This window comes from Streptomyces sp. NPDC006463 (assembly GCF_042870715.1).
In the GTDB taxonomy this organism is placed as follows: Bacteria; Actinomycetota; Actinomycetes; order Streptomycetales; family Streptomycetaceae; genus Streptomyces.
In genome coordinates, this window is the sequence record NZ_JBIAHP010000008.1 from 47,051 (window position 1) to 73,184 (window position 26,134).

A 26,134-nucleotide genomic window follows, 5' to 3' on the forward strand; every position below is an offset into this window, starting at 1 on the left:
TTCGGCCGGCGGCGGTCGCAGGGGGCATAGAGCGGGCATACAGCAGCAAATAATCGTATAAAGGTCAGGATCGGCGGAGCTGAGCGGGACGCGCGCGGAAGGCGGCAACGGTGGAGGGGATGCAGCGCACGACGGCGGAAGGCCGTGGTCCGGTGCGGTACGGGCCTCCAGCGCCCCAGCCGGGCCTGCCCGTGCTGCCCGAACTCCTCTCCGTCCTCGCCGCGGCCGCCGGGCGCTCCGCCCCCGAGCCCGCCGGTGGCGGGGACGCCGTCCGCGAGGCAGCCTGCCGGTACTGGGGGCGGCGCGGGCTGCCGACCGCCCCGGAGAACGTGGCCGCGGGCCCGGGGGCCCCGGCGCTGCTGCTCGCGCTGATCGGCGCCTACGGGGGCGACGTGATGCTGCCCCGGCCCTGTCCCGCCTGGTGGACCCCACAGGTCCGGCTGCTGGGACGGCGGGCCTACCACGTGCCGACGCCCGCCGAGTGCGGGGGCATCCCGGACCCCTACGCCCTGCTGGAGACCGTACGGCGGGTGCGCGCCGAGGGGGGCGACCCGCGCGTGCTCCTGCTGTCGGTCGCCGACGACCCGACCGCGACCGTGCCGCCGCCCGAGATCCTGCGCGAGGCGTGCGAGGCCGCCGAAACCGCCGGGCTCTTCGTCGTCAGCGACGAGAGCTGGCGCGACACCGTCCACCGGCCGCACGACACCCTGGTCCTGAGCCCCGCCGAGATGCTCCCGGACCAGGCGGCCGTCCTCGTCGACCTGTCCGGAGCGCTGCTGCCCGCCGGCTGGCCCGCGGCCGTGGTCCGGTTCCCCGGCACCAGCAGGGGCACCTGGCTGCGCGCTCGTACCCTCGACGTCCTCACCGCCACCGGCGCGCTGGTCGCCGGCCCCGTTGCCGGGGCCGCGGCGCACGCGCTCGACGAACCCGACGCGGTCGCCGGGCGGGCCCGCGCGGCCGCCGCCCTGCACGGAGCGGTCGCTGCCGCCGCGCACCGGGAGCTGCTGGCCGTCGGCGCGCTGGCCCGGCCCCCGCAGGCCGGCCGGCACCTCTACGCCGACCTGACCCCGCTGCGCGCCGGACTCGCCCGGCACGGGGTCGGCGACGCCATGGAGCTGGAGGACTGGCTCGGCGGGCGGCTCGGCGCGCCCACCCCCGGCGGGCAGCGGTTCGCGGACGAACCGGTCGCGCTGCGGGTGAGGCTGTCGACCGGGCCGCTGCTGGGCGCCACCCCGCAGGAGCGGCTGGCCGCGCTCACCGCCCGCGACCCGCTCGCTCTGCCGCACGTGCGCAGCTCCCTGGACCTGCTCGGATCAGTCCTGGGCGGCCTGGTCTGATGCCCGGCCCGGTGAACGGAGACTCCTGATGAGCGACAGGACGGACGTCCCGGCATCCACGGGCGCGGGCGCGGTGCGGCAGGACGCCGCCCGGCGGGCCGTCGCCCCGCCGCCGCTCCCCGGCACCCCGCGCCCGCTCGGCGAACACCGCCGCTGGCCCCGTTCTTTCGCCGACCGGCTCACCACCCCGCTCCCCGGTGTCCGCGCCTTCGCCCGGCTCGCCCGTGAGGGCGCCTTCCGGCCGGGCCCCGAAGGGCTGCGAGGCATCCCCGACCTGCCGTGCGAGCCGGCCCCGCTGCCCGCGGCGGAGCCCGGCACGGTCTGCGTCACCTGGGCCGGACACGCCAGCTGGGTGTTGCGGACCGGCGGGCTGACCGTGCTCACCGATCCCGTCTGGTCCCGGCGGATCCTCGGCACCCCCTCCCGTATGACACCCGTCGGGGTGCGCTGGGAGGACCTGCCGCCGGTGGACGCCGTGGTCATCAGCCACAACCACTACGACCACCTGGACGCGCCCACCCTCAAGCGGCTGCCGCGCGGCACCGCCCTCTTCGTCCCGGCGGGCCTGGCCGGCTGGTTCCGCCGCCGTGGCTTCAACCGAGTCACCGAGCTCGACTGGTGGGAGTCGGCCGAACTGGGCGGGGTGCGCTTCGAGTTCGTACCGGCCCACCACTGGTCGAAGCGCTCGCTGATCGACACCTGCCGGTCCCTGTGGGGCGGCTGGATCCTGACCGACACCCTGAGCCCGGCGCCGAAGGAGCTCTACTTCGCGGGCGACACCGGCTACGGCCACTGGTTCGCGGAGATCGGCCGCCGCCACCCCGGCATCGACCTCGCGCTCCTGCCCATCGGCGCCTACGCCCCGCGCTGGTGGCTGGGTGACGTCCACGCCGACCCGGAGGAGGCCGTGCGGGCCTGCCTCGACCTCGGCGCCCGGCGGATGGCCCCCATGCACTGGGCCACCTTCGTCCTATCCGCCGAGCCGGTCATGGAACCCCTGCACCGTGCCCGGGCCGCGTGGGCCCGCGCGGGCCTGCCCCGCGAACACCTCTGGGACCTTCCGATCGGAGCCTCCCGCACGCTCGGCCAGGCCGTGCCCCCGCCGTGACTAGTGGTGCCAGGCCCGGCCACCGGTGTTGTGGATGAACCGCTGGAGGACCTTCAGGGTGGTCAGGTACTCCTCGTCGGAGATGCCCGCGTGCCGCTCGTCCCACAACTCCCGCTGCAGGTCCGCGGCCCGGTCGAGGAACTCCCGGCCCTCAGCGGTCATCGCGAGGTTCCCCCCGGCGTCCTGCGTGACCCACCCCCGGGCGACGGTCGTGTCGATCTCCTCGGCCACCGCCTCCTCGCCCACGGCGAGGTAACCCTTCAGGGTCCGGGTCACCTCGTCCCGGTCCTTCGGCTACCCGGCGGCCGCGGCGACCTGGTTGAGGATCCACCACCGGGGCTGGGTGGTGCCCAGCCGCGCGAGCGCGTCCCGGGTCCGGCCCACGACCGCCTCGTAGGCAGCCCAGCTCCAGTAGCCGATGGGCTGCCGGACCAGTTCTGCGTCGTCGTGCGTGTACTTCATGGCGTGTCAGCTCCGTTCGCCGGCCGGGACCGTCCGTTGCTCAGGACCGTCCGATGGACACGACCCTAGGACCCGAACCGCACTTGAGGTCTAGCCCTCCTGCCGGGCCCGTCCACGGAGCCGGCGCCACCCCGGCGGCACCGCGCTGATCAGCAGGGTCAGGGCCACCGCGAGGGCCACGCCCTTCCACGGCTCCGAGAAGAGCGAGCCGCCCAGGATGCCGATCAGGCTGTACGCCGCCGCCCAGGCGAGGCAGGCCGGGGCGTCGCCGCGCGCGAAGCGGCGCAGGGGCAGCCGCGCCAGCAGGCAGGCCAGCATCACCGGGATCCGCCCCGCCGGAACCAGCCGGGACAGCACCAGGACCAGCACCCCGTGTTCGTCCAGGCCCGTCCGCGCCCGCTCCAACCGGTCGGGCGTGGCGCGTCCGCGCAGCGCCTCCAGCCAGCGCGAGCCGCCCCGTGAGCGCACGCCGCGCTGCCCGAGCCAGTACAGGGTGACGTCCCCGGTGAACGCCGCCAGTGCCGACACCGCGAACACCAGCAACACCCCGTACGGCAGCGAGTCGTGATGGAACGCCACCACCGCGGCCGAGCTCACCAGCGCCCCCGTCGGGATCACCGGAACCAGCGCGCCGAGCGCCACCAGTACGAACAACGCCGGGTAACCCACCGCCTGCTGGGTGGTCTCCGGCGGCACCTGTCCGGCCGCCGCCGTGATGTCGCGCCAGGTCACGGCAGCCGCACCCGCTCCCCGTGGGCCGGCACCCGTACGGTCACCTTCGGCGCGAGCCGCTCCGCGCGGCGCTCGAACTCCTCGCCCGGCGCGTGGAACTCGTGCGGACGCACGGCGTCCATCCCGATCGGCCAGTACGTCCCGTAGTGCACCGGGACCGCTGCCGCCGGGGCCAGCTCGGCCAGCGCCCGCGCCGCCCGCCCCGCGTCCAGGTGCCCCGGGCCCAGGTACGGGCCCCAGCCGCCCACGGGAAGCAGGGCCACGTCCACCGGGCCGACCTCCCGGGCCATCGTGTCGAACAGCCCGGTGTCCCCGGCGAAGTAGGTACGGGCCGCACCCTCGACCACGTACCCGAGGGCCGGCGCGAGGTGCGGCCCGAACGGCAGCCGCCGCCCGTCGTGCAGGGCGCTGACCGCCCGTACCCGTACGCCGCCCCGCACCGGGACCTCGTCCCCCGGCAGCACCTCCGTCACCGCCAGCCCGCGCAGTCCGGCGATCCGCGCCAGCCCCGGCACCGCCCGGCGCGCACCCCGCGGCACCAGCAGCCGGGTGCCGGGCGCCAGCCGCTGCAGCGAGGGCAGGTGCAGGTGGTCGGCGTGCAGGTGTGACACCAGCACCACGTCGGCCCGCGCCGCCTCGGGCGGGGGCTCGGGCCCGCGCCGCCGCCTCAGATGGGCGAGCCGCCGGGCGAACAGCGGATCCGTCAGCAGCCGGACCCCGGAGTCCTCGACCGTGCACGTGGCATGCCCCCACCAGGTGATCTCCACCGGCATCCGGCCCTCCCTCCCACGCCCGTCCCGTCCCCTCACCGAGCCTAGAGGCTGCCCCGTGGATCCGCCCGGAACCGGAACGCCGCAGCCCTCTCCTCCCCGGCCGCCGATCGGAGTAGGGTCGGGCGGCATGGAAGAGCTGCGCGTGGCCGCGATCGCCAGCCTGGCCCCGCTCGAAGAACTCGACGCCGACCCCTTCGCCGTGGACACCCGGAGCCAGCACGCCGTGTGCGCGCGCTGGGCCGCCGACCACGGGTACGTCGTGACCAGGCAACTGCTCGTCTACGGGCTGCGCGCCGACCACTGCGGACTCTGGTCCGACATCGACGCCGGGCAGGTCGACCTGTTCGTCGCCGCCAACCACCGCGTGCTGGCCCGCGCGCTGCGCTCCGTCGAGGAGTTCAGCGCCGAGTGCGAGCGGCGAGGGGTGCGCCTGGAGACCGCCGGACACCGAGAACCCCCGTACACCTCCGCGATGAAGGCCGAGGTGCACCGCCGCCTCTCCATGCCGACCGCCGGCTACGACGGCACCTGAGCGGCGCCTCCTCCGCCCCGTGCGCCGCCCCTGTGCGCCGTCCGTGTCACCCGGCCCGGTGAGCCGGGCTGTGCGAGCCTGGAAGGCGGGACGGGGCGCGCGGAAGGTGGGGCGTGGTGCGAGGACGGTGGCGGACCGCGGGTGGCGCCCTGGTGCGGGTGATCCTCGTCTGGGCGGTGTCCACGCTGACGATGCTCGTGCTGGCCGGGATCCTGCCGGACTTCCGGCTCCGGTCGGGCGACGACGACAGCATCACGCGGATCGGGCTGACCGCCGCCCTGGGCGCCGGGGCCTTCGGGCTGCTGAGCGCGCTCGTCTGGCCCGTGCTGGTACGGGCCCTGCTGCTGGTGCCCGCCCTGGTACTCGGCCTGCTCGTCTTCTTCCTGAACGGCTCGCTGCTGCTCATAGCCCTCAGCCTGATCCCCGCCGGGGGCGAGGTGGCCCCCGAGACCGCGGTGGTCGTGGCCGCCGTGATGTCCGCCGTGGCCTCGGCGACCTCGACGGCGCTCGCCGTGCGCGACGACGAGGCGTACCGGCGGCGGCTCTACCGCCTCGCCGACCGGCGCCGCCGCCGACAGCGGGGGACGGGCGCGCCCGGGGCCGACGGGACCGCGCCCGGGCTGGTCTTCCTCCAGCTCGACGGGGTCGGGTACGAGGTGCTGCGCCGGGCCGCGGGCAGCGGCCTGATGCCGACCGTCGCCGACTGGCTGGACGGCAGCCACCGCATCGCGTCCTGGCGCACCGACTGGTCGAGCCAGACCGGCGCCAGCCAGCTCGGCATCCTGCACGGCTCCAACTTCGACGTGCCCGCGTTCCGCTGGTACGAGAAGGACACCGGCGAGGTGATGGTCTGCAACCGGCCCACCAGCGCCGCCGAGCTCCAGCGGCGGGCGATGGTGCGGACCGCGGACGGCGGGCTGCTCACGCTCGACGGGGCCAGCCGGGGCAACCTGTTCAGCGGCGGCGCGGACCAACTGGCGCTCGTGCTCTCGGTCTCCGCCCGCCGCGGGCGGGCGAACCGCTCCCGAGCCGGGTACTTCGCCTACTTCTCCGATCCGGCCAACGCCGTCCGCACGGCCCTGTCCTTCGTCGCCGAGGCCGGCCGGGAGATCGGCCAGTCGCTGCGCGCGCGGATCCGCGGGGACCGGCCGCGCGTGGCGCGCGGCGGGCTGTACCCGCTGATCCGGGCCTTCGCGACCGTGGTCGAACGGGACGTGGTCGTCGCGGCGGTGATCGGCGACATGCTCGCCGGGCGGGCCGCGATCTACGCCGACCTGGTCGCCTACGACGAGGTCGCGCACCACTCCGGCCCGCACGGCCCGGACACCGACCGGGTGCTGCAGCGCCTGGACCGGAGCCTCGCGCTGCTGGCCCGGGTCGCCGAGCACGCGCCGCGCGCGTACCGGATCGTGCTGCTCTCCGATCACGGCCAGAGCCCGGGGGAGACCTTCCTCAGCCGGTACGGGCTGACGCTGGGGGACCTGGTCCGGGCGGGCTGCGGGCTGCCGGTCTCCCGCCGGGCGGGCGGCACCCGCAGCGGGGCCGAGGCGCGGGCGGCCGTCCTGGCGGCCCTGCACCGGCCGGTGGAGGAGGACGCGGAGGCCTCCCCGGGGCCGGGCCCCGACCCGGTGGTGCTGGCCTCGGGCAATCTCGGGCTGATCTCCTTCCCGGACGTCCCGGGCCGGGCCTCGCGCGAACGCGTCGAGCGCGCGTACCCCGCCCTGCTGCCCACCCTGGCGAACCACCCCGGCGTGGGCTTCCTGCTGGTGGACGGCGTGGTGCTGGGCCGGGGCGGGATGGTGGCGCGCCTCGACGTGCCGGGGGAGGCGGAGGAGCTGCTGGCTCCCTTCGGCCCCGCGGCGGCCGGGGCCGTGCGCCGGACCGACACCTTCCCGCACGTGGCCGACGTGATGGTGAACTCGGCGTACGACCCGCAGACGGGCGCGGTACACGCCTTCGAGGAGCAGATCGGCTCGCACGGCGGCCTGGGCGGGGAGCAGGGGCACCCGTTCCTGATGTGGCCGACGGAACTGTCGGATCCGGGCGGTGAGCTGGTGGGCGCCGAGGCGGTGCACGGCGTACTGCGCCGCTGGCTGCGGGAGGCGGACGGGCCGCAGCTGCCGGTGACCCCGCAGGTGGCCCCGCAGGTGGCTCCGCCCGCCGCTGTGCCGGTGGAGGATTCCCGGCCGGAGGGCGCCCCCGGCGGAATCTTTCCTTCCGCGGCTACGCGCACGCAGGACGAAACCCACTGATTTGGTACCGCATGTGCGGTGGTCAACCATGTGTTGACCTGCCCACCATGTGAGACACCCCGAGGCGCACCACCGTGACCAGCACCGCAGTACCGCCGGCCGAGGCCGCAACCGTCCCCGAGCCCCCCGCGCCCGGCCGGGAGGACACCGGGCGCTTCGGCCTCCCCGTCGCCACCTGCCTGGTCATGGGCAACATCATCGGCGGCGGGATCTTCCTCCTCCCCGCCTCGGTGGCCCCCTTCGGCACCATCAGCCTCGTCGCGTTCGCCGTGCTCACCCTCGGCGCGGTCGCCCTCGCCCTCGTCTTCGGCCGCCTCGCCCGGCGGCACCCGCAGACCGGCGGCCCGTACGTCTACGCCCGCGCCGCGTTCGGCGACTTCGCCGGATTCCTCGCCGCGTGGAGCTACTGGATCACCACCTGGGTCTCCAACGCGGCCCTCGCGGTGGCGGCCGTCGGCTACCTCTGCGTGCTCTTCCCGGCCGTCGGCGCGCACAAGTGGTCCATGTGCCTGGCCGCCCTCGCCGTGCAGTGGCTGCCGGCGCTCGCCAACCTGGCCGGCACCCGGTACGTCGGCGCCGTCCAACTCGTCTCCACCGTCCTGAAGTTCGCCCCGCTGCTGCTCGTCTCCGTGGGCGGCCTCCTCTTCTTCGATCCGGCCAACCTCGGCCCCTTCCGGGCCACCGACCAGAGCGCGGTCGGCGCCGTCTCCGCCTCCGCGGCGATCCTGCTCTTCAGCTACCTGGGCGTCGAATCCGCCGCCGTCAGCGCCGGCGAGGTCCGCGACCCGGCGCGCAACGTCGGCCGGGCCACCATCCTGGGCACCATCGGCGCGGCCACCGTCTACCTGCTGGGCACCCTCTCCGTCTTCGGCCTGGTCGCCCACGACAGCCTGGTCTCCTCCCAGGCCCCCTTCACCGACGCCGTCAACGCCATGTTCTCCGCAGACGGAGGGGCCGGCGGCACCTGGGGCGGCACCGTCGTCGCCTGCGCGGCGGTGATCTCGATGGCGGGCGCCCTCAACGGCTGGACCCTGCTCAGCGCGCAGACCCCGTACGCCGCCGCCAAGGACGGCCTCTTCCCGAAGGCCTTCGAGACGAAGAAGCGCGGTGTCCCGGTGGTCGGCGTGGTCGTCACGGCCGTCCTCGCCTCGGCGCTGACCGTCTACAACTACACGGCGGGCTCGAAGGGCGTCTTCGAGATCCTGGTCCTGGTCACCACCTTCACCGCGACCGTCCCGTACCTGCTCTCCACCGCCGCGCAGCTCTACTTCCTGCTCTCGGGCCGGTCCGAGAGCGTCCACCGGGGCCGCCTGGTCCGTGACGCCTCGCTCGCCTGCCTGGCCTTCGGCTTCTCGATGTGGCTGGTGGCGGGCTCCGGCTACGCCGCCGTCTACCAGGGCGTGATGTTCCTGTTCGCGGGCGTCCTCGTCTACGCGGTGATGTCCGCCCGGAGGCGACGGGTCACCGCTTCCCCCGCGGGGTAATTTGGAGGGAGAGGACAGCCAGGGGGGCTCTAAGGGGTCGCCATGTCCGCGATCAGCAACACCATCGACATCGACCGCAGCCCCGAGGACGTCTACTCGTACGTGACGGACCCCACGCACCTGCCGGAGTGGCAGGGCAGCGCCGTGTCCGCCGTACCGATGGGCGACCTCCCCGTCCATGTCGGCTCGCAGGTCCTCGTCACCCGGCAGATCGGCAAGCGCAGGATCCCGACGACCATGGAGTTCACGGAACTCGACCCGCCGCGGAGCTGGCACATCCACGGCGTCGACGGGCCGGTCCGGCCGGACGTACGGGGCCGTATCGAACCCCTCGACGGCGGGACGCGTTCACGCGTGACCCTGTCCGTCGACTTCGAGGGCCACGGCATGGGCAGGGCCCTGGTCCCCCTCGTGGTCAAGCCCATGCTCCGCAAGGAGATGCCCCGGGGCGAGGAGAAGCTGAAGCACCTGCTGGAGCACTCCGCGAGCTGACTCGCGGGTACCGGGGAAAACCGGGTGCTCCGGGGCGGGGGGGGGGGGGGGGCCGGGCGGCGCGCCCCCCCCCCCCCCCCCCCCCGCCCCCCCCCCCCCCCCCGCCGCCCCCGCCCCCCCCCCCCCCCCACCGCCCCCCCCCGCGCCCCCCCCCGCCCGGGCGCCCGCCCCCCCCCCCCGCCCCGGCGGGGGGGGGGGGGGGGGGGCCCCCCCCCCCCCCCCCCCCCCCCACGCCCCGATCATGAGGACCGCCACCCGTGCAGGCTGCCGTCACCGTCACTCCCGCCCAGATCCCCGAACTGCTCCTCGGCCTCGCCACCGTGCGGCCCGTGTTCCTCTGGGGGGCGCCCGGAATCGGCAAGTCCTCGCTCGTACGGAAGTTCGCCGACTCCCTCGGCCTGGAGTGCGTCAGCCTCCTCGGCACGCAGCTCGCCCCCGAGGACCTGATCGGCGTACCGCAGATCCAAGGCGGCCGCTCCGTCTTCTGCCCGCCCGAGGCCATCGCGCGCGACGAGCCGTACTGCCTCTTCCTCGACGAGCTCAACGCCGCGTCCCCGGACGTCCAGAAGGCCTTCTACTCGCTGATCCTGGACCGCCGGATCGGCTCCTACGAGCTCCCCGCGGGCTCCATCGTCATCGGCGCGGGCAACCGCGCCACGGACAACGCGCTGGCCCGGCCCATCGCCTCCGCCCTCGTCAACCGCCTCACCCACGTCCACCTCCAGGCGTCCGCACAGGACTGGCTGGTCTGGGCCGGCGAGAACGGCATCCACCCCTGGGTCACGGACTACCTCACCGACCGCCCCGACCACCTGTGGTCGCAGCCGCCCAAGACCGAGGAGGCGTTCTCCACCCCCCGCTCCTGGCACATGCTCTCCGACGCCCTGCACTCCTTCGGGACCGGCCTGGACGAGCAGACGCTGAAGGTCGTGGCGCACGGCACCCTCACCCCCGCGCACGCCGTCTCCTTCTGCGGCTACGCCAAGATCGTCCGCCACACCTTCGGCATCGAGGCGATCATGAAGGGCGACGCGGGCTGGCCGCGCCGCGTGGAGGACCGGGACCTGCTGTACTACCTGGCCGAGGCCTTCCGGGGCCGTCTGGTCAAAGAACTCCCCGCGCAGCGCGAACACGTCTCGCCCGCCGCCCGGCAGACCGCCTACCGCGCCAAATCGCTCCTGGTCCAGCTCGCCGAGATCTCCGTCGAGGTCGCCCAGACCGTCATCGCCGACGACGCCGACGGCCTGCCCGTGCTGCCCGCCTGGTTCCTGGTCGAGGCCGCCCGCGACATGCCCCGCCTGGTCGAGGCCCGCCGGTGAGCCGGACCTCGCGCGGCAAGGACGCCAAGCCCGATCCCGCCACCGAGGCCTTCGCCGAGGGCCTCGCCCTGGTCAAGCGGAACCCGGCCCTCGCCGCCGTCGACGCCGTCATCTGCCGCCAGGCCAAGTGCGCGGCGACCCCGGCCGGGGGACTGGCCGCGGTGGACTCCAACGGCACCGTCCACGTCCACCCGACCCGGCGCGCCGACCCCCGGGACTGGGCCTGGACCCTCGCCCACGCCCTGCTCCACCTCGGCTTCGGCCACGTCCCCGCGAGCAAGGACGAGGACCGCCCGCAGCCCGACCGCTTCGACCTCGCGGCCCGCTGCGCTGTGGTCAACCGTTTCCTGCTCACCGTCCCGGCGGGCCGGGCCCCCGACCACCTCCCCGCCGAATACCCCGGCGGGGACGAGGAACTGCTCGCCGCCCGCTGGCGCCGCGACGGCATCCCGGCCGCCTACGAGCAGTGCGGCACCGCCGGGGACCACCCCGACCAGGTCCTGGTCACCTGGCGCCGGTGGAACACCACCGCCCCCGACTGGGAGACCGCCTTCGCGCACGCCCTGACCCGCAGCGTCTCCGCCGCGATGGACGTGGCCGGCGGCCGCCGCGACCGGGTCACCGGCGAGAGGACCCCCCAGAGGCCCTGGGACCGGGCCCTGAACTGGTTCGTCTCCTCGTACCCGCTGCTCGGCGGCCTCGCCGCCGGCCTGAAGATCGTCGCCGATGCCGAGCTGGCCCGATCCCAGGGCATCGCCATCGCTGCGGTCAGCGCGAGCGCCGGCGAGATCTACGTCAATCCGCTGCGCACCTTCACCGACGGCGAATGGCGGTTCATCCTGGCCCACGAGATGCTCCACGCCGCCCTGCGCCACGGCGAGCGCCGCGGCGCCCGCGACCCGTACCTGCACAACGTGGCAGCCGACTACGTGGTCAACGGCTGGCTCGTGGAGATGGGCGTCGGCGAGATGCCCGCGGGACTGCTCCACGACCCCGAGCTCCGGGACCTGTCCGTGGAGGAGGTCTACGACCGGATCGCCACCGACCTGCGCCGGATGCGCCGCCTCGCGACCCTGCGCGGCAAAGGCCTCGGGGACATCCTGGGCGAGCCGCTGCCCCACCCGGGGAGCTGTCCGTACACGGACCTGGACGACTTCTACCGGCGCGGCCTCGTCCAGGGCTTCGACCTGCACGAGGCGGGGCAGCGGGGGCTGCTGCCCGCCGGACTGATCCAGGAGATCCGGGCGCTGGCCCATCCTCCCGTGCCCTGGGACGCAAAGCTGGCCCGCTGGTTCGACGAGTACGTGCCGCGACCCGTGCCCGTACGGACCTACGCGCGCCCGGCCCGCCGCCAGGCCTCCACCCCGGACATCCCGCGCGCGGGCCGGTACTTCCCGCCCGAGGAGGTGGCTCGCTGCACCTTCGGTGTGGTGCTCGACACCTCGGGGTCGATGAACGCCGCCCTGCTCGGCAAGGCACTGGGCGCGATCGCCTCGTACGCGGAAGCCCGCGACGTGCCGGCGGCACGCGTCGTGTTCTGCGACGCGGCGCCGTACGACGCGGGCTATCTGCCCCCCACCGAGATCGCCGGACGTGTCCGGGTACGCGGCCGGGGCGGGACCGTGCTGCAGCCGGGCATCGACCTGCTGCAGCGGGCGGAGGACTTCCCGCCCGGGGCCCCGGTGCTGGTGATCACGGACGGGTGGTGCGACACCCTGCGGATCCGGCGCGAGCACGCCTATCTGGTTCCGCAGGGTGCCTCCCTGCCGTTCACACCCAAGGGGCCCGTCTTCCGACTGGCCTGAGACCCGCGGGCCTAGTCGAGGTAGTCGCGCAGCACCTGCGAACGCGACGGGTGGCGCAGCTTCGACATGGTCTTGGACTCGATCTGGCGGATGCGCTCACGGGTGACCCCGTACACGCGGCCGATCTCGTCCAGCGTCTTGGGCTGGCCGTCGTTGAGGCCGTAGCGCATGGAGACCACGCCCGCCTCGCGCTCGGAGAGCGTGCCCAGGATGGACTGGAGCTGCTCCTGGAGGAAGGTGAAGGAGACCGCGTCGGCCGGCACGACCGCCTCGGAGTCCTCGATGAGGTCGCCGAACTCGCTGTCGCCCTCCTCACCCAGCGGGGTGTGCAGGGAGATCGGCTCGCGGCCGTACTTCTGGACCTCGATGACCTTCTCGGGGGTCATGTCGAGTTCCTTGCCCAGCTCCTCCGGGGTGGGCTCGCGGCCCAGGTCCTGGAGCATCTGGCGCTGCACGCGGGCGAGCTTGTTGATGATCTCGACCATGTGCACGGGGATGCGGATGGTGCGCGACTGGTCGGCCATGGCACGCGTGATCGCCTGCCGGATCCACCAGGTCGCATACGTGGAGAACTTGAAGCCCTTGGTGTAGTCGAACTTCTCCACGGCGCGGATCAGGCCGACGTTGCCCTCCTGGATCAGGTCCAGGAAGAGCATGCCGCGGCCGGTGTAGCGCTTGGCGAGGGAGACCACGAGGCGGAGGTTGGCCTCCAGCAGGTGGTTCTTCGCGCGGCGGCCGTCCTCGACCAGGATCTCCAGCTCGCGCTTGAAGGCGGGCTTGTGGTCCTCCTCCTCTTCGAGCTTGTACTCGGAGAAGAGGCCCGCCTCGATGCGCTTGGCGAGCTCGACCTCCTGCTCGGCGTTGAGGAGCGGCACCTTGCCGATGAGCTTGAGGTAGTCCTTGACGGGGTCGGCGGTGGCGCCGGCCACCATGACCGTCTGCGCCGGAGCGTCGTCCTCGTCGTCGTCGGACAGGACGAAGCCCTGGGTGCCGCCGGCCTTGGGGGCCTCTTCCTCGGCCTCGTCGACGAGGTCCTCGGCTGCCCAGTCCTCGCCCTCCACCGCGGGGGTCTCGCCCTCGTCGGCGTCCTTGGCGCTGGTCTTCTTCGCCGCCGTCTTCTTGGTGGCGGTCTTCTTCGCGGCGGTCGCGGTCTTCTTGACCGTCCGCTTCTTCGGCTCGGCGGCGGCCCCGGCCGTCGCCTCGTCCTCGGTGGCGGGCGCCGACGGAGCGGATATCGCCGCGGCGGTGGCCGTGGCCGCGCTGGCGGCCGTGCTGGTGGCGGAAGTCTTGCGCGCGCCGATGGGGCGCGGCGGGGTGGCCGCCTTCTTGGCCACCGTGCGGGCCGGGGCGGCGGCTGCCTTACGGGGCTTCTTGGCGGCAGCCTTGGTGGCGGGGGCCGCGCTGACGTGGAGGGCGACACCCTCCTCGTCCAGGACCTGGTTCAGGCTGCGCAGGACCCGCTTCCACTGGTCCACCGGGATGCGGCCGGCCTCGAAGGCCTGGCGCACGTCGTCACCGTTGATGTGACCCTGCTCGCGGCCGCGCTCTACGAGCGCGACGAGGGCCTCCGATTCGGCGATCTCCGGAGGGAACGTACGGGACGGGCTGAGCGACACAAGGAGCCTCTCGTTGCGAACAGATAAGGGGTGAGCGGGACATCATCGCGCGAACTCGGGAAACAGACCCGAGGGGGGTCTGTATTCCGGGGCCGCGCGAGGACGCCTGTCGGTTCATCGCATGCCCGAGTCGATTCGTTACGCGCTGAATTGAGTGACCTGCGCCACGCTGTGGCCGCGCAACCGATTCGGCGGGGATCCGTCCGCCCTCTCCGTCACCCCGTTCTGCGGGCTTCGATGAGGAAACGGGCGGTGTGCGCGACGAACGGGCCCTCGCGTTCGATCTGTTCGTGCAGCTCGCGCAACCGGTCCCGGTACTGCCCGACCGTGAAGCCGGGCACCATCCAGATCACCTTCCGTAGAAAGTAGATCACGGCTCCGATGTCGTGGAACTCCGTACGCAGTCTCTCGGAGCGCAGATCGACGACTTCGAGGCCGGCCTTGGTGGCGTCCGTCACGGCGTCGTCGGGGTGCCGGCCGCGCCGGACCTCCTGCGGCTGGGGCCCGAGGAAGTACTCGACCAGCTCGAAGACGCTCGCCGGACCGACCTGCTGGGACAGGTACGTGCCGCCGGGCCGCAGGACCCGCGCGATCTCGTCCCACCAGATCGTCACCGGGTGCCGGCTCGTGACCAGCTCGAAGGCCTCGTCGCCGAAGGGCAGCGGCGGCTCGTCCGTGTCGGCGACCACCACCGCGCCGAGCGGGTGCAGCAGCCGGGTCGCCTTCGCGATGTTGGGGGGCCAGGATTCGGTGGCCGCCATCAGCGGGGGCAGGGGGCCGGCTCCGGCGAGGAACTCCCCGCCGCCGGTCTGGATGTCGAGGGCGGACCGGACGCGGGCCAGGCGCTCCGCCAGCAGCCGCTGGTAGCCCCAGGAGGGGCGCTGCTCGGTGGCGCGGCCGTCGAGCCAGGAGAAGTCCCAGCCGTCCACGGAAACGGATTCGGCCTCGGCGACGAGATGGTCGAATGTACGCGTCATGTCTGGATCGTCCCAGGCCGGGGCCCGGTGATCCACCGAATATGTCGACTACAGTGGACGGCGGGCCGTGACTGGCGTTCGGGTGGATCACCACCGGGGAGCGGCCCGGCGTACGTCCGTATGCCGGCTGCCGCGCGCCTGGGCGAACCGCGATCCGCAGCGACGTTCAGGAGACCCCGTGACGACTGCCCAGACTGCCACTGCCTCTGCCCAGCTGATGGACGGCACGGCCCTCGCCCGCCGCATCTCGGAGCAGACCGCCGCCTACGCGGCGAAGATCACCGAGCGCACCGGTACCGCGCCCTGTCTCGCGACCGTGCTGGTCGGTGAGGACCCCGCCTCCGTCACCTACGTACGCATGAAGCAGAACCGTTGCGCCAAGGCCGGGATCACCTCCCGCCACGTGGAGCTGCCGGCCGAGACCACCACCGAGGAGCTGGTGGCCACCCTCACCGCGCTCTCCGAGGACCCCGAGATCAGCGGCATCCTGCTCCAGCACCCCGTCCCGCACCACATCGACGAGCGCGCCGCCTTCGAGGCCATCGCGCCCGGCAAGGACGTGGACGGCGTCACCATGCACTCCTTCGCCGCCATGGGCTTCGGGCTGCCGGGCTTCGTCTCCTGCACCCCCGGCGGCATCATGCGCCTCCTCGCCGCCTACGACGTGGACCTCACCGGGAAGCACGCCGTGGTCGTCGGCCGCAGCGCGATCCTGGGCAAGCCGGCCGGGATGCTGCTGCTGGAGCAGAACGCCACCGTCACCTACTGCCACTCCCGCACCCAGGACCTCCCCTCGATCGTGCGCCAGGCGGACGTGCTGGTCGCCGCCGTCGGCAAGGCCGAATTCATCCGGGGCGAGGACATCAAGCCGGGCGCCGTGGTCCTGGACGCCGGGTACAACGAGGGCAACGTCGGCGACGTCCACTTCGAGTCGGCCGCCGCCCGCGCCTCCCTGATCACCCCGGTACCGGGCGGGGTCGGCCCGATGACCATCGCCGTCCTGCTGGAGCAGACCGTCCAGGCCGCCGCCGCGCAGGCCGGGCTGGACCTCGCATCGCTCTGAGCCGCAGCCGCGCTGTCTGACGAACGCCCCGGGCCCTCGGGCCCGGGGCGCCGTGCTGCCGGGGCCAGGGGGTGTCTGACGGATCAGGGCCGGGCCCGGGTCGTCTCGGTGGCGGCCTCGCGAGCCGCGGCGACGATGGGGGAGGTGCGCAGCTCCCGGGCCAGGGCGCCCAGCGGGCTGCCGCCCAAGCGGTACGGGGCCGGGTGCTCGCCCTCCGTACCGGCGGCCCCGCGCCGGCAGGCCACGGCGAGCACGGCCGCGTCCGCGACCACGGCGGCCCGGGTCTCGCTCATGCCCTGCCCGCGCGCCGCCTCGTACGCCCGGCCGCGCACGGCGGGATCGAACCGGGAGGCGAGGGCCAGGATGGCGTCGTCGATGAAGGACTCACGGTGGATGAGGCGGATCCCGACCGGCGACCACCAGGCCAGCGGCACGGTCCGTACCCTCGCGGCTCCCCGCAGTGCCTTCCACAGCGGATACAACCGCCGGTACTGGGTGAAGTCCCGCCAGGCCGCCGACCCGCCGGCCAGCGGCACGATGAACCCCGCACCGATCAGCAGGGCCGCCCCGGAGACCAGCGTCAGCGCCACGTCCGCGGAGGCCACCCAGTCCCGGCCGGCCCAGCGGGCCGCCACCGAGGCCCACTTCGCGGCGAGGTAGGCCAGGTCCAGCAGCCCGCCGCACACGATCAGCGCCAGCCCGGTGCGCAGCGGGCGCAGCGAACGGTCCGCGCGCCACATCCACTTCCCGCACAGCACGGTCAGCGCCGAGGTCCCGACGGTGTGGGCCAGCAGGAAGCAGACGATCATCTCGCGGATCCACGGCGTCGTGGCGTAGTACGTGTCCAGGTCCCGGACCCGCTCCACCGGCGCGTCGCCGATCACGAACAGCACGACGATCGCCACGGTCACGGCGCCGAAGACGGCCACCGTCAGCCGGGTTGCCCGCCGCACGATCGCGGGCGGGCCGCCGCGCCACTGCAGGACCAGCACCACGCACGTCCCCGAGAAGACGGTGATCAGGCCGAACACCAGCGGCGCGGAGAAGTTGACCACGCCGGTGAGCCGGTTGACCGTGGAGATCGTCGACGGCGACGCCAGGAACGTGAGCGGGGCGCCCACGGCGAGCAGTGTGCACGCGGCCCGGTTCAGGGGCTGGTCCCAGTCCCGGCGCAGCGCCGGCAGCTTGATCAGCAGGGCCAGGAACATCACGGATCCCGGCAGGTAGAGCAGGAGTCCGCTGCTCACCGGGCCTGTCCGACGGGATCGGCCGGGCCGACGGGGTCCGCCGGGTCCGTGCCGACACGGTCTGCCGGTTCCGCCGGGGCGGCCCTGTCCGCCGGTTCCGCCGGGTCCGTGCCGACCGGGGCCGCAGGGCCGGCCGGGCCGAGCCCGGCGACGGCCCGCTCGGCCGCCGTGAGCGGCGGTGCGGTCAGGGCGCCCCGGTCCGAGGCGCGCAGCACGTGCCAGACCACCGACGGCTGGAGCCAGTGGGTGGGCGCGCTGCTCATGGTGAGCACCTTGAACAGGGCGGCGGTGAGTGCCTCGTCGGTGGTGGCGCCCGTCATGAGCCGGTTCACGTACGCGTTGAGCGCACCCGTTCCGGCCCGCGGCTTCATCCCGGTGGCCCCCGGGTACAGGATGTCCTGCGAGGTGGCGAGCTCCCAGGCGGTGCTCACCAGGGGGGCGATCGCGCGCTGCGCCTCGCGGCCGAAGCCGGGGTGGGCGAGCCCCTTGCGGCGGATCAGGGCGCGCAAGGCCAGCAGCCCCTGGGCGGCGACCGTCATGCCCTGCCCGTACAGCGGGTTGAAGGTGGCGACGGAGTCGCCGACGGCGATGAAGCCGTCGGGCAGTTCGGCCCTTTCGAAGTAGATCCTGCGGTTGGCGGTGCCCTGGGTGACGGCGACGTCCGTCAGGGGCTTCTTCCCTTCGAGGAGCTCGCCGACGATCGGGTCCCTGATGTCCTTGGCGAACGGGATGAACCGGTCCGGGTCGCCGGTCGGCTGGCCGCCGCGGGTCCCGGAGAGGGTGGCCTGCCACTGTCCGTTCTCGATGGGCACGATCGTGGCCGTCCGGCCGGGGACGGGCACCCGGGGGTCGGACTGCACGTTGACGATGGGGAAGCCCATCTCGTGGGCTCCGGCCGGGGCTTCGAAGATCCTCGTCGCGTAGACGAGGCCGGAGTCGACCTCGGCCTGCCGTATGCCGGTGACGCCCAGTGCCTGGAGCCAGGTCCGGGCGCGCGAGCCACGACCGCTCGCGTCGATCACGAGGTCGGCGGTCAGCAGCCGGCCCTCTTCCTCCGGAGTGTCGACCAGGACGCCGGTGACCCGGGCCGCCGTGCCCTCCAGGGCCCGGACCCGGCTCCGCTGGAGTGTGGAGATCCCCTTCAGCCCGGTCACCCGGGCACGGATCACCGAGTCGAGGAGGTCGCGGCTGCACGAGATGTTGAACTGCTTCTCCCCGACGCGCGGGATCCAGCCCTGGGCGGTCTTGGTGACCAGGTCGGTGGGCAGGCTGCGGCGGATGGCGCCCGCGGCCGTCCAGTCGTCGGTGATGCCGGGCAGGATCCGCTCGATGGCACGGGCGCCGCCCGACCACAGGAGGTGGGTGTGCCTGGCCTGTGGCAGTCCGCGCCGCGGCGCCGGGCCCTCGGGCAGCGGGTCCGCGTCGATGACGGTGACCGTCGTGTACTCGGCGAGGACGGCGGCCGCGAGCAGGCCGGACAGGCTGCCGCCGATGACGACGGCGTGGCGGGGCGGGGAAGACTGGGTCATCGTGTCGTGCTCTCTGTCGGGGCCGTGCCGAGGGCATCGGCGCGAGGGTGCGGGGCTGGCTGGGCGCGGGTCACCGGAGTGACGCGGGGCGCCCCCAGCCGAGCGAGGTCTGGATGCGCTCGATCGCCTCGGGGAACTGTTCTTCCCGGGGTGGTGGCAGGTACGGCTTGAGGAGCTTGCCGAGGTGCAGGCCGAAGATCTCGGCGCGGATCTCCGCCGGATCCTCGTGGTCGGCCCGGGCGGCGGCCTGGCGGATCACGGTGCTCAGCCCGGTTTCGGAGCGCAGCAGCCCGGCGAGATCGCCGTGGCGTCCGGTGAGCCGCGCGGCCACCGCCATGCCCGGCCCGTGGCTGTCGCAGGTGCCCTCGTCCACGTGCCACAGCTCGTGGCAGGCGATGACGAGCTGGTGCTCGGGGCGGGTCCGCTCCTCGATGACGAGCAGGTCGCGGTCGTCCATTTCCAGCCATAACCCGCTGGCCGTGTCGGGCGGGAAGGAGGCGAAGCGGAAGTCGACTTTCCGCCCGCCGCGGCGGCGGGCGTAGGCGGCGCACAGGGCCCCGATGATCCCGGTGGCCTCGGCCGGCGCCGAAAGGCGCGCGTCCGCGAGCAGCTCGCCGGCGAGCTCGCGCATCGCCCGTGTCGTCCTCATACGGCTCCCCCCTCGGCGGTGTGGCCCCCGGCGGCCGCGTCCCCGCTGTCGCGGCCGGCGCCCGTGGCCGGACGGCCGAGCTGCCCTTCCCGGGCGAGCAGGTCGTCCAGGTGGTCGGCGAGCGACTTCCAGCCCCGCGGGGAGAGCCGGCCGGCCCGCGTGACGATGCTCCGTACGTCGTGCGCCCGCATCACGGCCAGCATCGGGTTCTCCTGCTGTCGCTCCGCGCACTCCAGTTCGCGCTCGATCGCGGTGAGGGCGGTGGCGAGCGCCTCGGTGTCGTCGGCCAGCAGGAAGCCGCCCTCCACTCCGTAGAAGCGCTGGATGCCGGCGGCCGCGGCGAGGTTCGGCAGGCCCTCGCCCTGGGCGAGGCGGGTCAGCGACTGGCCCGACGCGTCGAAGGACCTGGCGATGGCGGAGAGGGAGTGGGGCTGCCCGTCCTCCCGGAGCCGGGTGCGGCGCAGGTGCTCGAACCGCTGGCGCACCTGCTCCTTCAGCGGGAGCCGGGGCGGCCTGCCGTCGAGGGTGAGCCGGATGGCCTCGGGGGTGATGCCGGTGAGGTAGGAGAGGTGCTCCAGGTCGCCCCGGCCGTCCGGGGTGAGGGCGAGGGCCCGCTCCACCGAGCTCTTGCTGTCGGCCAGCAGGAAGCCGGCGTGGACCCCGAAGAAGCGCTGCACACCGGCCGCGTGGCCGAGCCGGGGAAGTCCGGTGCCCGCGTTGAGGGGGCCCAGGGAGGCGCCGGGGGCGTCGAAGTCGTCGGCGATGGCGGCGAGCGGCCACTCCCGGCCGTGCTTGTCGCGGCGGGTGGCCCGCAGTCGCAGGAAGCGGCGGTGGACGCGCTGTTCGAGGGGTTCCTCGGCGGCCGTGCCCGCAACCACCGAGGGAATGCGGGCCGGTTCGACACCGGAGAGATGGCTCAGCCGCTGGGCGGCCAGTACGTACGCGGGGTCCTGCCCGCTCCGCTCCGACAGCTCCTCCACGCGCCGCCAGAGCGCGGCGAGATCGGGTCGGGGAGCGGCTCGCACCGGCTGATTCTCCGTAAGTCGACAAGACGTTCGAGGGGCTGGGCTCGGTGAAGCCTATCCGGCAGCCCCCTGCCGAACCAGGGGAAACCCAACGTTTCCTGCCGTACAGCTCAAAGAAGGTTGGGCATGACTTCCGAGGTAATCGACCCCCCGGAAGGGCGCGGGCACAGTGGGGTTCAGCGGGTTCCGGAGCCGCGCACTCGGCGCCGGAACCCGTGTCCCACCAGGCCGTTCGACCTCGATGGAGGCTGATTTCCCATGTCCGCGACCCTGCTCGGCAGCATCGCCCGGACCACCGTGCCGCAGACCGCACTGCGCCGCTTCCTCGCCCTCGACTCGGTGGTCACCACCGGCAACGGGCTCGCGTACGTCGCCTTCTCCGCCCCGCTGGGACGGTTGCTCGGGGTCGGCCAGGGCCTGCTGCTGGAACTGGGCGTCTTCCTGACCGTCTTCGGCGCCGGGGTCGGCTGGCTCGCCTCGCGCCGCCGGCCGCCGGTCTTCCCCGTGAAGTTCGTCGTCGAGGCGAACTACGCCTGGGCCGCCCTGAGCCTGGTGTCCCTGGCCGTCTGGTTCACGCCCACCACCGCCGGTCTGGTGTGGATCGCGATGCAGGCCGTCACGGTGGCTTCGTTCGCCGTGCTGCAGCAGCTGGCCCTGCGTTCAGTCGCCGAGGGAGCCGAGTGAGCGCAGGTACTTCACCGTCGCCGGGTCGGCCGGGAGCATGGTCTCGATGGCCAGCTCGGCGACGGTCACGTCCATCGGCGTGTTGAAGGTCGCGATGGACGACACGAAGGACAGCAGGTGGCCGTCGTGCTCGATGACCAGGGGAAGCGCGATGTACGGGACGGGCTCGTCCGGTTCGCTGTCGCCGGGGCGCGCGGCCACCGGGTAGCCGGACACCTCCTCGTACAGCGCACGGAGCGGCCCGGACCGGGCCAGCGCGATCTGGCGCTCCATCTGGGCCAGCAGGTGCCCGCGCCACTCCTTGAGGTTGTGGATCTTCGAGGCCAGGCCTTCGGGGTGCAAGGTGATCCGCATGGCGTTCAGCGGCGGGGTCAGCAGGTGCTCCGGCAATCCGTCCAGCAGCATCATGATGCCCCGGTTGACGGCGATGACGTTGTACGTGGCGTCCACGACCAGCGCGGGGTAGGGCTCGTATCCCGTGAGCAGCCGCGAAATGCCCTCGCGCAGCGTCTCCATCGAGGGGTCGTCCAGAGCGGTCTGCGCGTAGTGGGGTGCGTAACCCGCCGCCAGCAGCAGGGCGTTGCGCTCCCGCACCGGCACGTCGAGGCGGTCGGCGAGTCGCAGCACCATCTCCTCGCTCGGCCGGGCCCGCCCGTTCTCGATGAAGCTGATGTGCCGGGACGAGGAATCGGCGCGGCCCGCCAGCTCCAGCTGGCTGATGCCGCGCCGTCTCCGCCATGTACGGAGCAGGGCGCCGACCGTGGGCGTCGTGGTGGTCATGCGCACGACGGTAGTCGAGACGGGTCACCCCAGGTCGAAGACGTTCCGCAGTCCAAGACGGTAACGCCACAGGTCGTGGCGCTTGGCGGACGCGACCTCCGGCGCCCGGTACAGCGGCTGGATCACGCACCGGGCGGCCTTCGAACCGTCCCGGTCCAGCAGGGAGTTGACGGCGGCCCGAGCCGAGGCGTTCGCGCCCTCCATCGTGGCCAGGTCGATGTCGACCGCCACGTAGTCCCCGCTGAGGAAGAAGTTGGGGATGCGGGTGCCCGCGCTCGGCCGGTTGTGGAAGGTGCCGGTCGGGTGGATCAGCAGCTCGTCCTGGTTGGTGGGGTTCGGGGTGCCGAGCCCGTCCACGCCCGGGTCCAGGAACCAGGAGTGCAGCGCGGAGTCGCGCAGCAGGATCTTCCCGGTGTCGTTGAGGGAGGCCTTCAGCTGCGCCCACACCTCGCGCGCCACCTCCTCGCGGGTGCATTGCTTGGCCGTCTTCCCGTACAGGATCCCGGGTTTGTCCCACTCCGAGACGTCCACCGACAGGCAGTCGACGGCGGCGCCGTCGCCGTAGTCGGCGGGGAAGTCCCGGGACGGCCAGTGCTCGGCCTGCTGGATGGCCGTCAGCGACCAGGGCGAGTCGATGCAGTTGAGGTGGCCGTGGACCAGCGGGGCCCGCTCGGTGAGGTAGAACTGGATCCCGGTCATCCAGTCGGTCTCCAGCCTGTCGCAGCGCCCCAGCATCGGATCCGCTGCCCGCAGCGCCGGGCTCCAGGTGCGCCGGGCGTGCTCGACGGGCAGGGCGCAGACGTAGTGGTCGGCGGTGACGGTCTGCCGCGCGCCGGACGGGTCCGATGCGGCGACCCCGCTCACCCGGCCGTTCCCGTACTGCACCTCCCGCACGGTCCAGCCGATCCTGAACTCCACGCCGAGGGAGCGCAGATGCGCTTCCCATGGGTCGATCCACGCTTCGTTGGTGGGCAGGTTGAGGATCCGGTCCGGCGGGCCGTCCGCGCCGCGGCCGAGCAGGTTGAAGACGAAGGCCTCGCCGAGGGTGCCGACCGTTCGGGTGGAGGCTTCCTCGGCCTTGGTGGCCACGATGTTGCGGGTCACGCCGATGGCCAGGATCCGCTGGTACTCGTTCGACATCTGCGCCGCGCGCACGAAGTCCCACCAGGGGGTGTGCTCCCAGACCTCGTTGCGCCGTTCGTCGCAGCTGGTGAGGAAGACGAGTACGCGGTTTACGAAGTACGCGGTCTCGTGCGGCGGGAGCCGGACCAGCGACTGCAGGATCCCGCTGAGGGCGCGCCGGAGCTCGTCGGGCGTCAGCTCGGCGGGGGAGTGCTCCGGCCAGGGGATGGGCCCGCGCAGGTCCTCGCGGCCGCCCGCCCGGGCGAACATCATCTCGCGCGGGGCGACGAGGTTGTCCCACACTCCGTTCGCGTTCCCGGGAAAGGGGATGCGCCGCATGGTGTCGGGCAGGTTGTGGTAGATGCCGGGGATGAAGCGGAAGCCGTGCTCGGCGGGCAGTGGCCGGCGCGTGCCGCGGGCGCTGCCGGGTACGTCCATGCTGCGGGCCTTGCCGCCGAGCGCCCGGCGCTCGTACACCGTGACGGCGTAGCCGCGCTCGGCGAGTTCGTGGGCCGCGGTCAGCCCGGCCACCCCGCCTCCGAGGACGGCGACGCGTCTGCCGTCCGGCGGGGTCGCGGCGGCCGCTGCCGCCGCGGGGGCCGCCAGGGCCCCGGATATCGACAGGGCGCCGGCGGTGGCCGCCGCGCCCGCGCCCGCGATGAACGTACGCCTGGAACCGCCTGTGCTCGCCATGGCGATGCCGCCCTTCGTTCCCTTGTTACCGCTGGTAACGGTCGCGTCCGGCGCAGGAGCATATGGGGGGCCGGGCGGGTGCGGAAGGCGCGGAAAGTACCCGAGCGCACTATGGCGCGAAAGGTTCGCCCCGGCGCGCACTGTGGGAACCTTGACTCCACGTCACGGGGGAAATCCGCGCGGAAAAGGAGCCGGTGCATGCCGAGTGAGCCGCTGTCACAGAAGGAGATCGAGGACCGGTTGCGGGAACTCCCCGGCTGGGCCTTCGAGGACGACCGCATTTCCCGCACCTACCGGCTGGGCTCGCACTTCGCGGCCAGCGCCCTCGTCGCCCACATCGCCAGCGTCCAGGAGGAGTTGAACCACCACTCCGACCTGACCCTCGGCTACAACACCGTGCGCCTGTCGGTGAACAGCCACGACGCGGGCGGCGTGGTGACGGAGAACGACTTCGTACTCGCCGAACGCGTCGAATCCCTCGCCCCGGCGCACGGCGCGAACTGATGCCGATACCGCGCACCCTGCTCGACTACGACGCGGAGGCCGAGGCCTACGACTCCACCCGCGGCGGCACCCCGCGCGCCGGGGCCGCCGCCGCGGCGGTCCTCGGCCTGCTCCCGGCGCACGCCCGCACCCTCCTCGACCTCGGCTGCGGCACGGGCATCGTCACGACCCGGCTGACCCGCCCCGGCCTGCGCGTCCTGGGCGCGGACACCTCGCAGGGGATGGCCGCGATGGCGGCCCGCCGCGGCGTCCCCGCCGTCCTCGCCTCCGCCACCCGGCTGCCGGTGCGGCCCGGTTCGCTGGACGCGGTGAGCGCGGTGTGGCTGCTGCACCTGCTGAGGGAGCCGGGCGCGGTCGAAGCCGTCGTCGCCGAGGCGGGGCGGGTGCTGCGGCCCGGCGGGGTGTTCGTCACCACCGTCGACAAGGACGCCGCGCACGACGTCGGCAGCGACATCGACGCCGTGCTCGCTCCGCATCTGACGGACCGCCCCGCGGACTCCTCGGACCAGGTCGCGGCGTACGCGGCGGGCGCGGGCCTGCGGCCGGCCGCCGAGACCCGCTTCACCGGCCACGGCCAGGGCCGCACCCCGCGTGGCTGCGCCGCGGACCTGCTGGCGGGCCGGTACGCCTCACGGGTCAGCCCGCGCGGCATCACCCCGCAGGAACTGGCCTCCCGCCTGGAACTGCTGCCGGGCCCGGACGCCCCCCGCGCGGAACCGACGTACCGCGTCCGCAGCTTCGTGCGTGCCTGACGACTGAGGTCTTGACCTCAGGTCACGGGCAGTTCTCCTCGAACTTCACCGCGGTGAACGAGACGGGCTGACCCGTCAGCGGGGTACCGGCCGCAGGGCTCTGCGTGCACACCTTCCAGTTCGATTCCTGGAGCACCATGCGGCCCTGGGCGGCGTCCTTCACGGAGATGGAGGCGTTGGAGGGCAGAGCGCCGCGGACGACCTTGAGCGACTTCCCGGCGAAGTCCGGCATGCTGCCGCCGGCCTCCGGCGGAGCACTGGCGTCCTGGGCGGGGCAGCTCTCCTCCAGCTTCACGGCGCCGAAGTCGATGGTCGTGTCCGTGGAGGCGGCGGCTCCGCCCGCCGGTGTCTGCGAGCAGACCTTCCAGTTCCGGTCCATGGCCTGGAGGCGCCCGCGGCCCAGTGCGTCATGGGACTTCAGCGAACGGAACCCCGCGGCCTGGGCCTCGTCCTGTGCGGTCTGGAGCCCCTTGCCCACGAGGACGGGGAGGGGCGCCTTCTTGGCGCCGGAGCTGCCCGGAGCCGTGGAGGGTGCGGGAGTGCCCTTGCCGGATGCGGCGGGCCCGCCGGGGGAGGGTGGCGTGACCTCCTGGCATCCCGTGAGGGCGAGCGTGCCCGCGAAGGCCAGCAGGGTGATGCTCCGGTGTGTGCGCATCGGCCCATGTTCGCGGGGCTGCTGATGCCCCGTGTGGTTCGTGACGCATCTGTGACGCGCGAAAGCCCCGCATCCGGCGGGGCTTTCACGTCGTCGGCCGTCCGCGGCCGGTCAGACCGGCTCCAGGCGCCACCACTGGGCGGGGGAGTCGGTGTCCTCGCCCTGCCGGGTCCGCCCCTCGGTGTCGGTCTCCAGCAGCAGGCCGCTGATGCACGCGACCAGAGACACCACGCCGGGATCGTCGAGGTGCTCCTCGACGATCCACTCCTGCGCGCCGAAGGCGTTGGCCCGCCACACCTGCACCCTGGCGCCGCTGTCCGTCGAAGCGTTCGCGACGTCGAGGCGCCGGTCGTTGTCCTCGCTCACCACATGGAAGATCCCGCCGCCGCTGTGGACCGGCGAGATCCGCCACCGGCGGGCGGCCACCGGCGCGGGCGGCCCGTCGGGGCCGACCCGCACCCGGGAGGCGCCCTCCAGCTGCAGCACCAGCCCACTGTCGACGTTGCGGATCCGATAGACCCCGTCGGGGACGTTCACGCGTA

24 protein-coding genes, 1 pseudogene and 1 riboswitch are annotated in these 26,134 nt (G+C 73.6%); of the genes and pseudogenes, 12 read left to right on the plus strand and 13 right to left on the minus strand.

Translation table 11 applies throughout. The features are described 5' to 3' along the window. Positions 1 to 119: 119 nt before the first annotated feature. Complete coding sequence (locus tag ACFYOB_RS16260; protein WP_388560313.1) at positions 120 to 1,337, plus strand: aminotransferase class I/II-fold pyridoxal phosphate-dependent enzyme; 1,218 nt, start codon at positions 120 to 122, stop codon at positions 1,335 to 1,337. Positions 1,338 to 1,365: 28 nt separating this feature from the next. After that, positions 1,366 to 2,445, plus strand: a complete 1,080-nt coding sequence (locus tag ACFYOB_RS16265) for an MBL fold metallo-hydrolase (protein WP_388560315.1) — start codon at positions 1,366 to 1,368, stop codon at positions 2,443 to 2,445. Here the strand turns inward: ACFYOB_RS16265 and ACFYOB_RS16270 are convergent. The 3 genes and pseudogenes from ACFYOB_RS16270 to ACFYOB_RS16280 form a co-directional block, all read right to left on the minus strand. Further along, a pseudogene (locus tag ACFYOB_RS16270) lies at positions 2,446 to 2,907 on the minus strand (MarR family transcriptional regulator). A gap of 90 nt (positions 2,908 to 2,997) precedes the next feature. After that, complete coding sequence (locus tag ACFYOB_RS16275; RefSeq protein ID WP_388560317.1) at positions 2,998 to 3,639, minus strand: DedA family protein; 642 nt, start codon at positions 3,637 to 3,639, stop codon at positions 2,998 to 3,000. Continuing rightward, a complete protein-coding gene (locus ACFYOB_RS16280) occupies positions 3,636 to 4,412 on the minus strand; it encodes an MBL fold metallo-hydrolase (protein ID WP_388560319.1) in 777 nt (258 codons plus the stop codon). The genes ACFYOB_RS16275 and ACFYOB_RS16280 overlap by 4 nt, the downstream gene beginning before the upstream one ends. Before the next feature lie 127 nt (positions 4,413 to 4,539). Between ACFYOB_RS16280 and ACFYOB_RS16285 the strand changes: the two genes are divergently transcribed. The 6 genes from ACFYOB_RS16285 (at position 4,540) to ACFYOB_RS16310 (ending at position 12,296) form a co-directional block, all read left to right on the plus strand. Beyond that, complete coding sequence (locus ACFYOB_RS16285; protein WP_388560321.1) at positions 4,540 to 4,944, plus strand: hypothetical protein; 405 nt, start codon at positions 4,540 to 4,542, stop codon at positions 4,942 to 4,944. 113 nt (positions 4,945 to 5,057) lie between these two features. After that, entirely contained in the window at positions 5,058 to 7,196 is a 2,139-nt protein-coding gene (locus ACFYOB_RS16290) for a phage holin family protein (protein ID WP_388560322.1), read from the plus strand. A 74-nt stretch (positions 7,197 to 7,270) separates the two neighbouring features. Next, positions 7,271 to 8,680 carry an amino acid permease gene (locus ACFYOB_RS16295; RefSeq protein WP_388560324.1) on the plus strand — a complete coding sequence of 470 codons (1,410 nt, stop codon included), beginning with the start codon at positions 7,271 to 7,273 and terminating at the stop codon, positions 8,678 to 8,680. A 42-nt stretch (positions 8,681 to 8,722) separates the two neighbouring features. Further along, positions 8,723 to 9,172 carry an SRPBCC family protein gene (locus tag ACFYOB_RS16300; protein WP_388560325.1) on the plus strand — a complete coding sequence of 150 codons (450 nt, stop codon included), beginning with the start codon at positions 8,723 to 8,725 and terminating at the stop codon, positions 9,170 to 9,172. A gap of 257 nt (positions 9,173 to 9,429) precedes the next feature. Next, on the plus strand, positions 9,430 to 10,491 hold the full coding sequence (locus tag ACFYOB_RS16305; RefSeq protein ID WP_388560326.1) for an ATP-binding protein: 1,062 nt from the start codon (positions 9,430 to 9,432) through the stop codon (positions 10,489 to 10,491). Further along, positions 10,488 to 12,296 carry a hypothetical protein gene (locus tag ACFYOB_RS16310; protein WP_388560328.1) on the plus strand — a complete coding sequence of 603 codons (1,809 nt, stop codon included), beginning with the start codon at positions 10,488 to 10,490 and terminating at the stop codon, positions 12,294 to 12,296. The genes ACFYOB_RS16305 and ACFYOB_RS16310 overlap by 4 nt, the downstream gene beginning before the upstream one ends. An 11-nt stretch (positions 12,297 to 12,307) precedes the next feature. On the opposite strand, the gene ACFYOB_RS16315 is transcribed toward ACFYOB_RS16310, so the two are convergent. Both ACFYOB_RS16315 and ACFYOB_RS16320 read right to left on the minus strand, forming a co-directional pair. Next, positions 12,308 to 13,912, minus strand: coding sequence for an RNA polymerase sigma factor (locus ACFYOB_RS16315; RefSeq protein ID WP_388560330.1), 1,605 nt, complete (start codon positions 13,910 to 13,912; stop codon positions 12,308 to 12,310). Between the two features lie 215 nt (positions 13,913 to 14,127). Further along, complete coding sequence (locus tag ACFYOB_RS16320; protein WP_388560332.1) at positions 14,128 to 14,889, minus strand: methyltransferase domain-containing protein; 762 nt, start codon at positions 14,887 to 14,889, stop codon at positions 14,128 to 14,130. Between the two features lie 57 nt (positions 14,890 to 14,946). Further along, a riboswitch (ZMP/ZTP riboswitch) is annotated at positions 14,947 to 15,040 on the plus strand. Positions 15,041 to 15,106: 66 nt separating this feature from the next. Between ACFYOB_RS16320 and ACFYOB_RS16325 the strand changes: the two genes are divergently transcribed. Continuing rightward, positions 15,107 to 15,952 carry a bifunctional 5,10-methylenetetrahydrofolate dehydrogenase/5,10-methenyltetrahydrofolate cyclohydrolase gene (locus tag ACFYOB_RS16325; RefSeq protein WP_388560721.1) on the plus strand — a complete coding sequence of 282 codons (846 nt, stop codon included), beginning with the start codon at positions 15,107 to 15,109 and terminating at the stop codon, positions 15,950 to 15,952. 83 nt (positions 15,953 to 16,035) lie between these two features. Here the strand turns inward: ACFYOB_RS16325 and ACFYOB_RS16330 are convergent, their stop codons facing one another. The 4 genes from ACFYOB_RS16330 to ACFYOB_RS16345 form a co-directional block, all read right to left on the minus strand. Beyond that, positions 16,036 to 17,199: a DUF6545 domain-containing protein gene (locus ACFYOB_RS16330; RefSeq protein ID WP_388560334.1), complete on the minus strand. Its 1,164-nt coding sequence runs from the start codon at positions 17,197 to 17,199 to the stop codon at positions 16,036 to 16,038. Then, entirely contained in the window at positions 17,196 to 18,728 is a 1,533-nt protein-coding gene (locus ACFYOB_RS16335) for an FAD-dependent oxidoreductase (protein WP_388560336.1), read from the minus strand. The genes ACFYOB_RS16330 and ACFYOB_RS16335 overlap by 4 nt, the downstream gene beginning before the upstream one ends. A 70-nt stretch (positions 18,729 to 18,798) precedes the next feature. Continuing rightward, positions 18,799 to 19,377, minus strand: coding sequence for a toxin-antitoxin system, toxin component (locus ACFYOB_RS16340; RefSeq protein ID WP_388560337.1), 579 nt, complete (start codon positions 19,375 to 19,377; stop codon positions 18,799 to 18,801). Continuing rightward, positions 19,374 to 20,402 carry a hypothetical protein gene (locus ACFYOB_RS16345; protein WP_388560338.1) on the minus strand — a complete coding sequence of 343 codons (1,029 nt, stop codon included), beginning with the start codon at positions 20,400 to 20,402 and terminating at the stop codon, positions 19,374 to 19,376. Before ACFYOB_RS16345 ends, ACFYOB_RS16340 begins: the two co-directional genes overlap by 4 nt. Positions 20,403 to 20,660: 258 nt before the next feature. Between ACFYOB_RS16345 and ACFYOB_RS16350 the strand changes: the two genes are divergently transcribed. Then, the gene (locus ACFYOB_RS16350) at positions 20,661 to 21,086 is read left to right on the plus strand and encodes a hypothetical protein (protein ID WP_388560340.1); all 426 of its coding nucleotides are present in this window, start codon (positions 20,661 to 20,663) and stop codon (positions 21,084 to 21,086) included. On the opposite strand, the gene ACFYOB_RS16355 is transcribed toward ACFYOB_RS16350, so the two are convergent. Both ACFYOB_RS16355 and ACFYOB_RS16360 read right to left on the minus strand, forming a co-directional pair. Continuing rightward, complete coding sequence (locus ACFYOB_RS16355; protein ID WP_388560342.1) at positions 21,063 to 21,866, minus strand: helix-turn-helix domain-containing protein; 804 nt, start codon at positions 21,864 to 21,866, stop codon at positions 21,063 to 21,065. The genes ACFYOB_RS16350 and ACFYOB_RS16355 overlap by 24 nt on opposite strands. Before the next feature lie 24 nt (positions 21,867 to 21,890). Then, positions 21,891 to 23,681 carry an FAD-dependent oxidoreductase gene (locus ACFYOB_RS16360; protein ID WP_388560344.1) on the minus strand — a complete coding sequence of 597 codons (1,791 nt, stop codon included), beginning with the start codon at positions 23,679 to 23,681 and terminating at the stop codon, positions 21,891 to 21,893. A 198-nt stretch (positions 23,682 to 23,879) separates the two neighbouring features. On the opposite strand from ACFYOB_RS16360, the gene ACFYOB_RS16365 reads away from it, so the two are divergent. Both ACFYOB_RS16365 and ACFYOB_RS16370 read left to right on the plus strand, forming a co-directional pair. Further along, the gene (locus tag ACFYOB_RS16365; RefSeq protein ID WP_388560345.1) at positions 23,880 to 24,185 is read left to right on the plus strand and encodes a 4a-hydroxytetrahydrobiopterin dehydratase; all 306 of its coding nucleotides are present in this window, start codon (positions 23,880 to 23,882) and stop codon (positions 24,183 to 24,185) included. 17 nt (positions 24,186 to 24,202) lie between these two features. Further along, complete coding sequence (locus tag ACFYOB_RS16370; protein WP_388560722.1) at positions 24,203 to 24,937, plus strand: class I SAM-dependent methyltransferase; 735 nt, start codon at positions 24,203 to 24,205, stop codon at positions 24,935 to 24,937. 22 nt (positions 24,938 to 24,959) lie between these two features. Here ACFYOB_RS16370 and ACFYOB_RS16375 read toward each other — a convergent pair whose 3' ends face one another. Next, the gene (locus tag ACFYOB_RS16375) at positions 24,960 to 25,592 is read right to left on the minus strand and encodes a hypothetical protein (RefSeq protein ID WP_388560347.1); all 633 of its coding nucleotides are present in this window, start codon (positions 25,590 to 25,592) and stop codon (positions 24,960 to 24,962) included. Between the two features lie 111 nt (positions 25,593 to 25,703). Beyond that, a complete protein-coding gene (locus ACFYOB_RS16380; RefSeq protein ID WP_388560349.1) occupies positions 25,704 to 26,129 on the minus strand; it encodes an RICIN domain-containing protein in 426 nt (141 codons plus the stop codon). Positions 26,130 to 26,134: the final 5 nt, after the last annotated feature.